This is a genomic window from Paenibacillus sp. PAMC21692 (genome assembly GCF_014303795.1).
In the GTDB taxonomy this organism is placed as follows: domain Bacteria; phylum Bacillota; class Bacilli; order Paenibacillales; family Paenibacillaceae; genus Pristimantibacillus; species Pristimantibacillus agaridevorans.
The window spans coordinates 8542015-8555279 of sequence record NZ_CP060293.1 but is presented as its reverse complement, the minus strand read 5'-3'; the positions used below and the strand labels follow the sequence as shown (position 1 = coordinate 8555279).

Here is a 13265-nt window from a genome sequence, read left to right as displayed (position 1 = left end):
TTGACCACCCTCGTTATATAAGGAGGGACAAGGATGAGTTTGGAAGCATTTTTGCACGATCTGCATTTTGACATCGATAAAACCAAACCGCCCGACTTGGCGGTGGATTGGGAAGACGGACCGCTTGCCTATAAGCTTTATCGCGGTTTGCCTGTGGTTCCGCTATCTCCGGAAGTACCGCTGACCCTCGAGGGCAGTGAAGCGCAGCTGTTGCCCGACCTCCGCCAGATGGGTCATTTTCTATGGTACGTATTTGGGCTCACTCAAATGTCTCAAGCAGTCCTCGCCTCGAATTCCATGATGCCAACCATGGGCCTGCTTCAGCTGTACCGGCGGTTTGCTCCTTCGGGGGGAGCGTTATATCCGAATGAGTTATATGTGTATCTAAAGTTAGAGGATTTGCCTGCGGGGGTCTATCATTATGATGTAGCGCATCATCGTTTGGTGTTGCTGCGAGAAGGCGACTTCGATTCCTATTTGGCAAGGGCTCTTGGTAATCGTTATGACGATTCGGCTTGCTTTGGCGCTGTATTTGTATCGAGCATGTTTTGGAAAAACTTTTTTAAATACAATAACTTTTCCTACCGCTTGCAAGGACTTGATGCGGGTACGCTGATGGGGCAGCTCTTGGAAGTGGCCAAACGGTTTGGATTTGCATCGGGGGTGTATTTCCAGTTTCTTGATCGAGCCGTAAATCATCTTCTCGGGGTATCCGAACAAGAGGAAAGCGTCTACGCGGTAATTCCGCTGTCGATAGAGCCCGGGATTTATTGGGCTGCGAATTCGAATAAGAATGAGGACATTGTCTCCGCTACCGAATTATGCCGGGAGCTGCCAACGGTTCGGCATGACCATTATATCCGGTCCCGGAGGGTCAAGGAATTTCCGATGCTAATCAGAATGAACGAGGCTTCCCTATTCGAATCACTTCCGCCGATACCGCGAATTAGGGGAGAGAAGATCGTTGACAGCGAGGATTCGGCGGTAGCTCTGCCCCGTATGAAGCGGTTGATGTATGATTTGGCATCTGTGAGCCGGAAGCGGTATTCGCCCGACAGTGATTTTATGATGAGCAAGGTAAGCCAAGAGCAGCTGGCGTTGCTGTTGCAGGAGGCGGCGGCTTCCTTCAGGTATTGGAATGATCTAGATGGAAGCCATGAGAACTCCGTTTCCCGCGTCGCACTCTACGTATGTCTGTATAATGTTGAGGGTATTCCAGCAGGTGCTTACCATTATGACAGTGATGCTCATGCATTACGACTGATACGTCCTGGGGATTATCGACTCCAACTGCAGCGGGGAATGCCTTCCGATAATGTGAACCTGTTTCAAGTACCGTTATGCTTTCATATAGCGGGGGCCAAGGATCATCTTACAACAACGATGGGGTACAGGGGATACCGCATCCAGCAGATGGAAGCAGGGATGCTTGTACAGCGATTACTGTTAACAGCATCAGCTATCGGGTTAGGGGGACATCCGCTTCTCGGCTTTGACGCCCGATTATGCGATGAGATCTACAAAATGCCTTCGCAAGGATTAACCAGCCTGATCCAAGTCCCGGTAGGCCCCTATCGTCATAGCCCTCGTCTAACGGGAGGGTTGCATGGCTAGAGAACCCCATCCGCGTGAGGATGGGGTTTTTCCCTACTTCATACACATAGTCCAAAAAATATGTAAAGAAATGCATTCCAATATTTGATATATTTCAATATCGTTTTAATCAGTCGGAATGCACTGTGCTTCATTTAGAGATTCATGTTTTTGTCATCATAAAAGAATATTACGGAGGTTGATTGATTTATGATAACTGAAGTTTCTATCTTACCCATTCAATCTGTCTATTCTATTGACAATCACATCATTACTGCCACGGTTTTAAATGAAGAACCTTTATTAATGAAGTTTGATCGTGTATTGAGCGATGAAGAATGCCAAGCACTTATTGATTCTGCAGCATCTCGTCTTAAAAAATCGAAGTTAGCCAATAAAGAAGTGAGTCAAATTCGTACGAGCAGCGGTATGTTTTTTGATGAAAATGAAAGCCCTTTAATTACTATTATTGAGAACCGCATATCAAGCTTGATGCATGTGCCAATTGTACATGCCGAAGGGTTACAAGTTTTAAAGTATGAACCTGGACAAGAATTTAAAGAGCATTATGATTTTTTTGGGTCCAATAATCCCTCTAGTCATAATAATCGAATGAGTACATTAATTATATACTTAAATGATGTAGAAGAAGGAGGAGAAACCATATTTCCGAGTTTAGAGATTACTGTTAAACCAGTTAAAGGTTCTGCTGTTTACTTCGAATATTTTTATAGTAATCAAGCATTAAATGAACTTACACTACATAGCGGCAAACCTGTTATCCGCGGTGAAAAATGGGTGACTACGCAATGGATGCGTAAGCAACGAATTCGGGAATGTTAAATATTGTGTCAGTAGCTAGACGGGGTTGGCTGCCCCAGCCCTTATTTATGGAACAAGCATTTCCGAAAGGTACTTGGCATATTCTCGTACATTCCGAGGATCGGCCTGAGATTCCCGACGGAACGCGGCAACTGGAACAAACAGGATTTTTGAGTTTGTAGTTTTAGAACCTGCTTTCAGCAAGAATGTGATGTCGCCGTAAAGCACAACGCACGCCTCCTGTTCCGGGAGGCGTGCGTTGTTTAATATCGTTAATTGTTAAAAAACCGTATAGCTTTATCCAAGTAGATCTGACGCTCCGGCGTGAGGTCTTCTTCGTAGTAAATGGCGCCGACAGGGCATGCGGCTTCGCAACCCCCGCAGTCTATGCAAATATCGCCGTCAATAAAATATTGGTCTTCGCCAAGCTCGATACAGTCGACAGGGCAGACATCCACGCAATCGGCAGCTTTTTCGGTGATGCAAGCTTCTGTTATGACAAAGGCCATTTGCGTTACCCCTCTTGAATTGCGGCTTCGTAACGCCTGCCGACTTCCGCCCAATTGACGATGTTCCAAAATGCCGCAATGTAGTCCGGGCGTTTGTTTTGGTATTTGAGATAGTAGGCATGCTCCCACACGTCCAGGCCGAGAAGCGGAGTTTCTCCATCCATAATCGGGCTGTCTTGGTTAGGCAAGCTGGATACTTTCAATTTGCCGCCAGCAACGGAGAGGAAAGCCCAGCCGCTGCCGAATCTGGTTGTTGCCGCTTTGGCAAAGCTGGCTTTAAAATCCTCGAAGCCGCCCAGCTCGCTGTCGATGGCTGCCGCTAATGCGCCCGTTGGCGCGCCTCCAGCATCGGGGCCAATCGTTTCCCAGAACAAGCTGTGGTTCGCGTGGCCGCCGCCATTGTTGCGCACGGCCGTACGGATTTCCTCCGGAACGCCGGCAAGATCTGCGATTAATTGCTCCACGGATTTATTTTTTAATTCTGGAGCAGACTCAAGCGCCGCATTCAGATTCGTTACGTAAGTGTTGTGGTGGCGATCATGATGAATCATCATCGTTTGTTCGTCAATATGGGGTTCAAGCGCGTTGTTTGCATAAGGCAAAGCAGGTAATTGATGAGACATTTTCATTCCTCCCAAAATTTAAATGGATTTGTTATACGGCTATAATACCGTATTCCCAAAACATATTCAACATAAATGTATAATTAATATAAAATGTGGGGAGTTCTTAACCTCGTTTAATCGCATTTTTTCCGGGTTCCTTTAAAGTTTGCCGTTCTAAAGCTGGCTCCGCAGCCGCACGTAGCTTTAGCATTCGGGTTGTCGATGGTAAACCCGCCTGTCATGCCTTGGTGCAGGTAGTCGATTTTCATGCCTTCCAAATATTCCTCGGTCCGTTGGTCCCAAACGACTTTAAAGCCCTCATTTTGCAAAGAGCGGTCATGCTCCGTCAAGGAATCGTCCAATTTAATGTTATAAGATAAGCCGCTGCAGCCTCCATCGTCGATCCCAACCCGAAGGAACAAGCTTTCAATGCCGTTTTCCAAAATCATTTCGCTAATCATCGATTTGGCTTTATCGCTAATTTCGATCATGGCGCAATCACCTCGTTTATAAAATTTGGTTACACGATATAAATTGATTTATTAAACTTATTATATATAATAGTATATAAAAGGTCAAATAAATCGCTAGCAGACACATATCGACGAAGGAAATGGTATGATGGTAGTATCTTATTAGAAGATACGGTATACGATAGAACAGAATAGTTAGTGGACGGTGATAACGAATGACGAATATAGAGCAAGGCCAGCTTTCGACAAGAGAATATATCCTTCAGCTCCTGAAGACGCGAGGCGCGCTCAGCACGAAGGATTTGACGGAGGAGCTCGGCATCACGGTTATGGCTGTAAGGCGCCATATTCAATCGTTGGAGCGGGACAATCTTATCGTTTCCAAAACGATAAGGCAGTCGATGGGCAGACCGACGGCGGTGTATACTTTAACCGGGCAAGCGGAGGGATTCTTTCCCCGCAAATACCATACGTTAACGTTGGAGCTGCTCAATGAACTGGAGGACCATTTTGGCGAAAAGGCGGTTGATCAGCTCTTTGATGGCCGCAAAGACAAAATGTTGAAAAAATACGATCAGAGCATGCAAGGCAAAGATATATCCGATCGCGTTTCCAAGCTTGCGGAAATACAGAATGAGAACGGTTATATGGTCGAGTGGGAAAAGCTTAACGACGATGAATATTTGCTGAAGGAGCACAACTGTCCGATCGAGCAGGTGGCTTCCAAATATCAGCATGCGTGCCAATGCGAGCTTCAGCTCTTTAAATCTCTGCTGGGAGATGCGGATGTGTCGCGGACGGAGTGTCTGGCCAAGGGCGGACAGCGATGCACCTATTCCATCAAAAAGAAAAAAGAAAAAAAACAGTGAGACCGTCAGCGACGTCTCACTGTTTTTTCATTAATCTAAAGCTCGCCGACTGGCCGCCTTTTTAAATTTAAGTCGGCGTCATCGCTCTAAAGCTCGCCGACAGGCTGCCTTTCAAGATTTAAGTCGGCGTCATAGCTCTAAAGCTCGCCGACAGGCTGTTTTTCAAGATTTAAGTCGGCGTCATCGCTCTAAAGCTCGCCGACCGGCTGTTTTTCAAGATTTAAGTCGGCGTCATCGCTCTAAAGCTCGCCGACTGGCCGAGGGTAGAGGTTTTCTCAGAGCTTCATATTGCTGCTATGGCCTGGCGATAGCTTCGCAGTAGGATCGATATACACCTTCGCATTGTTAATGGCTGTGGGCGCCTCGCCGAAGCCGACCGCGATCAGCTTTAATTTTCCCGGATAGGTCGTAATATCGCCAGCCGCGAATATGCCCGGAATGTTTGTCTGCATCCGGGTATCAACCGCAATGGAACCGTTTTGGACATCCAGGCCCCAGTCGGAGATCGGGCCAAGCGAGGATACAAATCCAAAGCTGACAATAAGCGCATCGCATGGGAGCTCTTTGGTCTCGCCGGATTTAGGGAAAGTAACTGTAATGCGCTCGATTTGTTCATCCCCATGGAGCCCCGTTACTTCCGCGGGCGTGATGACGTTAACCTTCGATTTCATTAGATTGTCTACGCTATGCTCATGCGCGCGGAACTTGTCCCGCCGATGGATGAGCGTCACATCTTTCGCAATCGGCTCCAGCATCAGCGCCCAGTCGACGGCCGAATCGCCTCCTCCGTTGATGACGACGCTTTTGCCGGCATACAGGCTAAGGTCTTTTACAAAATAATGGAGGTTTGCGTCTTCGTAACGTCCAGCTTCCGCGAGCTCTAGTTTTCGAGGCTCAAAAGCTCCGATGCCTCCGGTAATGATGACTGCTTTGCTGTAATGGACCGCTTTATCGGTGACAATTTCAAAATGGCGCTCGTCCCTCTTTATAACCTGCTGAACCTTTTCCTCCAAACGAACATCGACGGGGAACAGGCTCATTTGATCCTCCAGATTTTTGACAAGCTGCGCGCCGGTCACCTTAGGAAATCCGGCGATATCATAAATATTCTTCTCCGGGTACAGGGCGATTGGCTGTCCGCCCAGTTGGGGCATACTATCGATAATTTTAACGCTTGCTTGGCGCATTCCGGCATAAAACGCTGCAAACATGCCGGCAGGTCCGCCTCCAATAATCGTGATGTCTGTAAATGCATCTGTATGTTCAAGTTCCAAAACCGTTCTCTCCTTCATATTTTGAAATATATTATAGTTTAATGTATATTAAATATATTAACGCATCGATTTTATTATTTCAACAACAGAGAGGGATCGTATGGAGTACATCGAGGTTACAACCAAGCCGCCCGAGGACTCAAAGCCCATAACTTTGGTTATAGGGAAATTCGACGGCGTTCATAGAGGACACGTCATGCTGCTGCAGAAGGCATTGGATTACCGGGACGGCATGCTGGCGGTCATGAGCTTTTCGGATCAGCCCAACTGGATCTTAAGGAACGATATTGAATATAAAAGGTCGCTCACGCCGCTCATGCAAAAAATTGCGCTGCTGCAAAATCACGGCGCGGAGAGGTTTTACAACATTCATTTCACCCAAAAATACGCGCAAATACCGGCTAGAGATTTTGTCATCCATTATTTAAGCAGGCTAAATATCAAGCGTCTTGTCGTCGGTGAAGGCTTTCATTTGGGAAAGGGAAGAGAATCGGATACGAACGACTTGATTGGTTATTGCAAAGAAATAAATGTAGCCGTATCGGTCATTCCGTTACTAAAGGACAACGATGAAAAAATAAGCAGCGCGACAATCCGGTCGCATATTAAGGAAGGCCGCATTGAAGCTGCCGGGAAGCTATTGGGGCGTCATTACGCTGTTGCTGGAGAGGTTATTCATGGGAATGCCCTGGGCAGAGAGCTGGGGTTTCCGACCATTAATCTAGGCCATGGCGCCGAGCAATATGTTCCTCCTAAAGCCGGTGTATACGCAGGCAGCGCGGAGATTTGCCATAGTCCTCATGAAAGCGAGCATCGTCATGCGCTTATTAGCGCCGGCTATCGGCCTACTGTCGATGGGGGCGATTATTTGATCGAGGCCAATTTGCTTGATTTTTCGGGCGATGTATATGGCAAGAAGGTAAACTTGTCCTTCTATAGTTATCTCCGCGAAGAACTTAAATTTAACAATCTGGAAGAGCTCGTAAAACAGATGAAGCATGACGAGCTTCAGGCTAGAGCGTATTTCCAGATGCATCATACGGAGCAAGCAATATTAGCAAGTTCTAAATTTAACGGCTAAGAAGGATGGTGCGAATTAATGGAGACGAACAACATGAAACCGCGCGGCATCAAAAAAGTATGGACAATCACGGAGAAGCAAGTAAGCCCTATTCATAGTGCTGCCCCGGTTCTAGAGCCCGGGCGCTGGGCGGACTTCGATCCGTTTCTTGTGATGATGGAAGACAAGTTTGAGAAAGGGGCGTTCGATGCCCATCCGCATCGCGGAATCGAGACGATCTCCTTTATCATCGATGGCAACATCAATCATTACGACAGCGCAACAGGCGATGGCGGAAGGCTTCAGAGGGGTGATTTGCAGTTTATGACCGCCGGCAGAGGGGTCGTCCATAACGAGACTCCTGCTGACGGGGAACGGGTGCATATGCTCCAGCTTTGGGTCAACCTGCCGCGAAAATACAAGATGACTGAGCCTCGCTACCAGAACATGCATGCAAATGATATGCCCGTCCGCGAGGAAAATGGGGCTTTGATCCGGGTTTATTCGGGCTCGTCGGGCGACGTCGTTTCCAGCACGCTGAATTATGCCCCTGTCACTTTCGTGGAGATGGTCGTAGACGGCGGTGCTTCCGTGTTGCAAGACCTCCCGGGCAGCTATAACGGTTTTATTTATATTTTGGAAGGAAGCGGCACATTCGGAGAGAATAAGGCCGAAGCGAGGAAAGGTCAAGCGCTGTGGCTGGATTCTGCCGATGAGGCGGGCATGAGCAGTATACAGGTCACGGCAAACGAAGGGCTGCGGCTTGTTCTATTTGCAGGAGAGCCGCTCAGAGAACCGGTTGTTGCTCGCGGTCCGTTTGTCATGAACACGGAAGAGGAGATTGCTGAGGCGTATAGAGATTACCGTAACGGAACGTTTTATTAAACAGAATTTGAAACTGCAGGCAAATGTAGCGTGCAGCTCCCAGCGCGAAAAAGATGAACGAAACCGTTCATCTTTTTTTTGTGCGCTTGACAGCGCAAGAGACTGAGGTGTGATAGTCCCAAGCATACCGCAGGTGGCAGAAGTGCATAGCCAACAAGAAGATCACAAACGGTAGAAGCATTGGCGAAATCGACATCCGAGGATCAGGGAATCTATGGGGCCAATTGAACTTTCGGATGAATGTAGCGCTCGGATAAGAAAGACAGCTGGACCAATCTATCAAATTTGATACAAAATACAAATCCTGTTATCGGAATTGGTACGTTGACTTCGTTTTGGGATTGATGATGCGGATGAAAGTTTGTCAAAATAAATATTGCAAGCAGACATAAAATCGCAGGAAGGCGTGATGTGATGAACAGGCGGTAGTGGTAATGATTCTGAGGGAGGGGACATTGAAGTACGGGTATGATCGACCAAAGTGGAAGAGTTAAGAATTATCGTTGTAAGCGTTTTATTACTTGTTAACTTTGTAGTTATTCAAATAAGAAGAGGTGAGCGATCATGATTAACAATGCAAAGGGAAAATTTATGGTTGTTTTCATGGCATTTGTGTTATTAGGAAGTTTGTTTCCTAGATTCAGCTTATCTACAGAAGTATCCGCAGAGAACCTGGGCCATACCCTTTTTGTAGCGCCAAATGGCGATAATGAAAGTGGGTTAGGAACGATAAACGCCCCTTTTGCCACCTTAGAGAAAGCGCGTGATGCCATACGAGAATTGAAAGCGGATTCAGGTCTTCCTGATGGCGGAATTACTGTCTATTTGCGAGGAGGAGAATATCGTCTTGGAAAATCTTTTGAGCTAACGGAGGAGGATTCAGGAACAGAAGATAATCCGATTATCTATAAAGCCTATAATAATGAAGAAGTTAAAATTATGGGCGGGGCTACCATAGATGCTTCAGAATTTAAAACGGTAACAGATGAAAATATTTTAAACAGATTAGTTGAAAGTGCGCGTGGTAAAGTAGTTAAAGTTGATTTGGCACAGCAAGGAATTACGGAATACGGAGAATTAGTGAGATACGGGCATAGTATGAACTACTTTCCAGAGGGAATTTCACAATATTCAGCCCCAGAATTATTTATTAATGGGGAAAGTCAAACTTTGGCACGGTGGCCAAACAACGACTTTGCTACGGTGAAGAAGGTCATCGATGGAGGAACGACACACGAAATTTATCCGCCGCCTGCAGATGATTCCGGTCCTTGGGAAGGATTTGTTATTGAGTACGATGGAGATCGACCTAGTCGATGGACAGAAGCCAATGACATATGGATGTATGGTTATTGGAGATGGGATTGGTCCGATCAATCTCTGCAAGTGGATTGGATTGATACCGATAAGAAGCAAATAAAGTCAGTACAACCAAGCGCCTTCGGAATCTTGGAAGGTCAACGTTATTACGTATATAATCTCTTAGAGGAAATTGATATGCCCGGCGAGTATTACTTGGATCGAAAAAGCGGCAGCTTATATTTATATCCAAAGGGGCAATTAGAAGAAGCCAGTGTTCAGCTCTCCGTCTTAGAAGAAGATTTAATCCATATTTCGAATGCATCCCATATTTCTTTTGAAGGCATGTATATGGGGACGAGTCGAAAGAATGCTTTTTATATTGAAGATTCATCTCATATTATAATTAATGACATGACTTTAGCACAACTAGGCAATAGAGCGATCATAACCAAAAATAGTAAAAAGTTGCAAATTATAAACAATGATATATTTGACACAGGTGCTGGGGGAATTACCCTTAGCGGCGGTGACCGAATGACATTAACACCTGGTGAGAATGTGGCAGATAACAATCACATCTATAACTTTTCACGAATTGTAAGAACATATACTCCAGCCATTCTAATTGAGGGTGTAGGAAATTCGGCATCCCATAACCTTATTCATGGTGGACCTCATACTGCTCTGGTGTTATACGGAAACGATCATCTTATAGAATATAACGAGTTTTTTAATGTCGTAACAGAGTCAGATGATGCGGGGGCCGTTTATGCAGGAAGGAATTGGACGGAAAGAGGGAATGTTATTCGATATAACTTTTTCCATGATATTGGAGGTCTCGGCGGAAGAGTCGGTGTCAACGCTATCTATTTAGATGATGCCATGAGCAGTGCCGCCACATATGGGAACGTATTTTATGATTTGTATCGCGCTGTTGTTATAGGCGGGGGACGTGATCATTCTATCGAGAATAACCTCATCATAGATGGCGTACAGTCCATTTTCATAGATGATCGCGCATATAGTTTGCCGGATTGGTTCAAACACAGTATGGATCCGGACGGACCCCTGTACACGAGTTTATATGCAGTACCTTTCCAAGAGGAGCCCTGGAGTTCACGCTATCCGGAATTAGCGAGTATTCTTGATGATAACCCAGGCATTCCAGCAGGTAACTCCGTACGGAAAAATGTAATGATTAACTCTGGAGAAATGCAGATTGCCGATATTGTCAAGGAGTATGGCGTTGTTGAAAATAATTTAACTTTAGATGCAGGTCAGGATCCAGGGTTTGTCGATGCCGATAACATGAATTTTAGCCTTAAACCAGAATCTATCGTATTCGACCAAGTAGAGGGTTTTGAGGATATCCCATTTGATAATATCGGTTTATATCAAAACGACAAACGTATCCGTATGCCATCAACAGGATCCTTTAACCTCAGCTCGCCCATACACGGATCGGAAGAAGTAGAACCAACGAAAGTAGAATTTACTTGGGAGCATTCCCAATCTGCCTCCGCTTATCGTTTTGTACTTGCTCTAGATCATGGTTTTGAGCAAGTTGTTCATAATGAAACGGTTAATAACACGAGTATTATCCTGGAAGATCTATCTGAAAAGACAACCTACTATTGGAAGGTAGAAGCTCAAGGAAGTTCGCGATTTATCGATAATACATGGAATTCAGAAGGAGTCTTTTCCTTTAAGACGAAAGAGATCTCGCTCGTCAAAGAACCGGTAACGGGAATTGAGTTGGATCAGAGCAAGGTGTCGCTCGAGATGGGCGAGAGAAGGCAGCTAAACGCAAATGTATTGCCGCAGGAAGCGTCTAATCGGAAGGTTGACTGGGTATCCAGTAACCCTGCGGTCGCAAGCGTAGACAATACGGGCTTAGTCATAGCACATAAGTCCGGATCAGCAGTCATTGCGGCCGTATCTGACGAAAATGAACAAGTGAAGGCTGAAGCAACCGTTACGGTTAAACCTTGGCCCAAATACGCTACTCAATCGTTGAATAAAGCGTTGAAAGACAAGAAGCGCTGGACGGATTCCGATGCGGTCGAGTTCCATAAAGGAAATGTCCGGATTGACGGAGAAGGAGTATTCGGCTACGAAGGACAGAAATTCGGCAGCAAGTTGCTCCGGTTCAAGGCGAAGCTCGGAGCGTTCGACGGAGGTTGGTACGGCTTTGCCCTGCGCTCCGACCGGACCGGTGATCCGACGTGGGTGGGAGGAAACAAAGGTTACCTGCTTGTCATCAAGGAAGACCAAATCGAGTTCCAGACATGGAAGCCGGGGCATAAAATGGTCAGGATCATCCCGAATGACGAGTTCAAAGCCGGAGGCGAGTATGAGATTGAGATTGGCGTGATCCGCTCCGCAGGCGGAGAACGCTACATTTTGAAATCGGGCTCTCGTGTCATCCTGAACGAATTGGATTCCGACCCGAGCAACCCGATCGCTGCCGAAGGTTACTTCAACGTTTACAACTATGCCGGAGACGGCAACGCGATTGAGCTGAAGCAGGTGAAAGGCAAATAACACCGTTTTGCAGAGCCGCCCGGATGCAAGTCCAGGCGGCTTTTCCGCTTGAGCTCGTTGAATCGGTTCGTCCCGGCCTGCAAGAGATGCAATAAAATAACCTGTCATTTTGCCGCTTAAATCCTACTCGGAATCTCCGCATGTTTCAGAAACTTCCTTATTACTGATTAGTTGCGATAAAAGGTCAAAAAACTGCTTCTTCTGCGCTGACGAAAGATTTTCCAGCACGTTGTCCGCAATTGTATCTTGGACAGCAAGAACTTTTTCAATATTGGACTGCGCGAGTTCCGTAAGCTGGATCAGCGTGGCACGTCGGTCGGTTGGATCGGGAATGCGAACGAGGAGCTTATCCTGTTCGAGCGCATCAACAAAATCGGTAACGGTGCGTGCTTTAATGCCTAATTTAACAGCTAACTCATTCATGCGAATCTTTCCGGTTTCGGCAACGACGGAGAGCAGACGCAACCTGGGACCTGTCAGTTGATAATTCGTGTTTAGCGCTAATAATTGGGATTGGAACTCTCTCTGAATGTAGTTTGCTGATCTCATTAAGATGTGGATGACGTCAATCGACTTTGGCTGATCTGAGTTCAATGCACGAACTACCTCCTTGACAGAATCACTATTTTTTTATATTCTCAATTTTGTGAGTAAAGTGAATATGCGATTACTCTTAATGAGTAACCTCTCTATATTATACACTCATATTGAGTATTAAGCTATAGATCCGGCCATGAGAGTATTTTAATACTGCTGATACTCCCATTCGTAGTCGATCTTTATGATGAAACGAGGTGTTAGCGCGTAAAAAATGATATTTATTTTAATGGTTAGTGAGCGGCAAGGTTTAAATCACATATTAAAAACGGAGGGTTTCACATGGGTATTATAACGATAGTCTTGCAATCCTTAATGATCTTTGCTTTTTTCTTCTCGGGGGTAGGTAAAATAACGGGAGCCAAAATGCAGGTAGACACCTTCAGGCACTTGGGATTGCCCCAATGGTTTAGAGTTGCAACGGGTTTTATCGCCTTGGCGGGAGTCGTCGGCCTGATTATTGGTTTTTGGAATGAGGGAGTACTCGCGTTAGCGGCACTATGGCTTGCTTGTATTATGCTAGGGGCGGTATTGTTCCATATTCGTTCGAGGGATCCCGTTGGCAAAATGATTCCGGCGGCAATGCTCATGATTTTAACTCTGGTTCTCGCAAGTCTCCATTTTTCCGCAATGACAGACCTTTTTTAAGACGTTTTGTATTCTTAGTACGTTCGAAGTAAGTTGGAATATAACTTGACATGCAAGATGATAATGAGTATCCTCATTATTAAA

General features: G+C 45.9%; 13 protein-coding genes. 7 read left to right on the top strand and 6 right to left on the bottom strand.

The features are described from left to right. Nucleotides 1-33 precede the first annotated feature (33 nt). A complete protein-coding gene (locus H7F31_RS33830; RefSeq protein ID WP_187102447.1) occupies nucleotides 34-1614 on the top strand; it encodes a SagB family peptide dehydrogenase in 1581 nt (526 codons plus the stop codon). Between the two features lie 189 nt (nucleotides 1615-1803). Then, nucleotides 1804-2436, top strand: coding sequence for a 2OG-Fe(II) oxygenase (locus H7F31_RS33825; protein ID WP_187102446.1), 633 nt, complete (start codon nucleotides 1804-1806; stop codon nucleotides 2434-2436). Between the two features lie 45 nt (nucleotides 2437-2481). Here the strand turns inward: H7F31_RS33825 and H7F31_RS33820 are convergent, their stop codons facing one another. From H7F31_RS33820 to H7F31_RS33805, 4 genes are all read right to left on the bottom strand, one after another. Further along, entirely contained in the window at nucleotides 2482-2643 is a 162-nt protein-coding gene (locus tag H7F31_RS33820; protein ID WP_187102445.1) for a hypothetical protein, read from the bottom strand. Nucleotides 2644-2687: 44 nt separating this feature from the next. Beyond that, nucleotides 2688-2924 (bottom strand): DUF362 domain-containing protein, encoded by a 237-nt coding sequence (locus H7F31_RS33815; RefSeq protein ID WP_087567506.1) that lies wholly within the window; start codon nucleotides 2922-2924, stop codon nucleotides 2688-2690. Between the two features lie 5 nt (nucleotides 2925-2929). Next, the gene (locus H7F31_RS33810) at nucleotides 2930-3547 is read right to left on the bottom strand and encodes a superoxide dismutase (protein WP_187102444.1); all 618 of its coding nucleotides are present in this window, start codon (nucleotides 3545-3547) and stop codon (nucleotides 2930-2932) included. A 116-nt stretch (nucleotides 3548-3663) separates the two neighbouring features. Then, the gene (locus H7F31_RS33805; RefSeq protein WP_087567504.1) at nucleotides 3664-4020 is read right to left on the bottom strand and encodes a HesB/IscA family protein; all 357 of its coding nucleotides are present in this window, start codon (nucleotides 4018-4020) and stop codon (nucleotides 3664-3666) included. Between the two features lie 197 nt (nucleotides 4021-4217). Here H7F31_RS33805 and H7F31_RS33800 point away from each other — a divergent pair, with 197 nt between their 5' ends. After that, the gene (locus H7F31_RS33800) at nucleotides 4218-4871 is read left to right on the top strand and encodes a helix-turn-helix transcriptional regulator (RefSeq protein WP_187102443.1); all 654 of its coding nucleotides are present in this window, start codon (nucleotides 4218-4220) and stop codon (nucleotides 4869-4871) included. Between the two features lie 275 nt (nucleotides 4872-5146). Here H7F31_RS33800 and H7F31_RS33795 read toward each other — a convergent pair whose 3' ends face one another. Then, complete coding sequence (locus H7F31_RS33795) at nucleotides 5147-6163, bottom strand: NAD(P)/FAD-dependent oxidoreductase (RefSeq protein WP_187102442.1); 1017 nt, start codon at nucleotides 6161-6163, stop codon at nucleotides 5147-5149. 82 nt (nucleotides 6164-6245) lie between these two features. Here H7F31_RS33795 and H7F31_RS33790 point away from each other — a divergent pair, with 82 nt between their 5' ends. From H7F31_RS33790 to H7F31_RS33780, 3 genes are all read left to right on the top strand, one after another. Continuing rightward, nucleotides 6246-7226 (top strand): bifunctional riboflavin kinase/FAD synthetase, encoded by a 981-nt coding sequence (locus tag H7F31_RS33790; RefSeq protein ID WP_187102441.1) that lies wholly within the window; start codon nucleotides 6246-6248, stop codon nucleotides 7224-7226. Between the two features lie 18 nt (nucleotides 7227-7244). Beyond that, complete coding sequence (locus H7F31_RS33785) at nucleotides 7245-8090, top strand: pirin family protein (protein ID WP_187102440.1); 846 nt, start codon at nucleotides 7245-7247, stop codon at nucleotides 8088-8090. Nucleotides 8091-8654: 564 nt separating this feature from the next. After that, the gene (locus tag H7F31_RS33780; protein WP_187102439.1) at nucleotides 8655-11936 is read left to right on the top strand and encodes an Ig-like domain-containing protein; all 3282 of its coding nucleotides are present in this window, start codon (nucleotides 8655-8657) and stop codon (nucleotides 11934-11936) included. Between the two features lie 123 nt (nucleotides 11937-12059). Here H7F31_RS33780 and H7F31_RS33775 read toward each other — a convergent pair whose 3' ends face one another. Continuing rightward, on the bottom strand, nucleotides 12060-12530 hold the full coding sequence (locus H7F31_RS33775) for a MarR family winged helix-turn-helix transcriptional regulator (RefSeq protein WP_187102438.1): 471 nt from the start codon (nucleotides 12528-12530) through the stop codon (nucleotides 12060-12062). Between the two features lie 285 nt (nucleotides 12531-12815). Between H7F31_RS33775 and H7F31_RS33770 the strand changes: the two genes are divergently transcribed. Continuing rightward, a complete protein-coding gene (locus tag H7F31_RS33770; RefSeq protein WP_187102437.1) occupies nucleotides 12816-13181 on the top strand; it encodes a DoxX family protein in 366 nt (121 codons plus the stop codon). Nucleotides 13182-13265: the final 84 nt, after the last annotated feature.

Bases quoted from the DNA above. Each gene is read 5' to 3' on its own strand.
- H7F31_RS33805 (WP_087567504.1), bottom strand. From the start codon at position 4,020: ATGATCGAAATTAGCGATAAAGCCAAATCGATGATTAGCGAAATGATT.
- H7F31_RS33770 (WP_187102437.1), top strand. From the start codon at position 12,816: ATGGGTATTATAACGATAGTCTTGCAATCCTTAATGATCTTTGCTTTT.
- H7F31_RS33795 (WP_187102442.1), bottom strand. From the start codon at position 6,163: ATGAAGGAGAGAACGGTTTTGGAACTTGAACATACAGATGCATTTACA.
- H7F31_RS33825 (WP_187102446.1), top strand. From the start codon at position 1,804: ATGATAACTGAAGTTTCTATCTTACCCATTCAATCTGTCTATTCTATT.
- H7F31_RS33800 (WP_187102443.1), top strand. From the start codon at position 4,218: ATGACGAATATAGAGCAAGGCCAGCTTTCGACAAGAGAATATATCCTT.
- H7F31_RS33830 (WP_187102447.1), top strand. From the start codon at position 34: ATGAGTTTGGAAGCATTTTTGCACGATCTGCATTTTGACATCGATAAA.
- H7F31_RS33785 (WP_187102440.1), top strand. From the start codon at position 7,245: ATGGAGACGAACAACATGAAACCGCGCGGCATCAAAAAAGTATGGACA.
- H7F31_RS33810 (WP_187102444.1), bottom strand. From the start codon at position 3,547: ATGTCTCATCAATTACCTGCTTTGCCTTATGCAAACAACGCGCTTGAA.
- H7F31_RS33780 (WP_187102439.1), top strand. From the start codon at position 8,655: ATGATTAACAATGCAAAGGGAAAATTTATGGTTGTTTTCATGGCATTT.
- H7F31_RS33815 (WP_087567506.1), bottom strand. From the start codon at position 2,924: ATGGCCTTTGTCATAACAGAAGCTTGCATCACCGAAAAAGCTGCCGAT.
- H7F31_RS33790 (WP_187102441.1), top strand. From the start codon at position 6,246: ATGGAGTACATCGAGGTTACAACCAAGCCGCCCGAGGACTCAAAGCCC.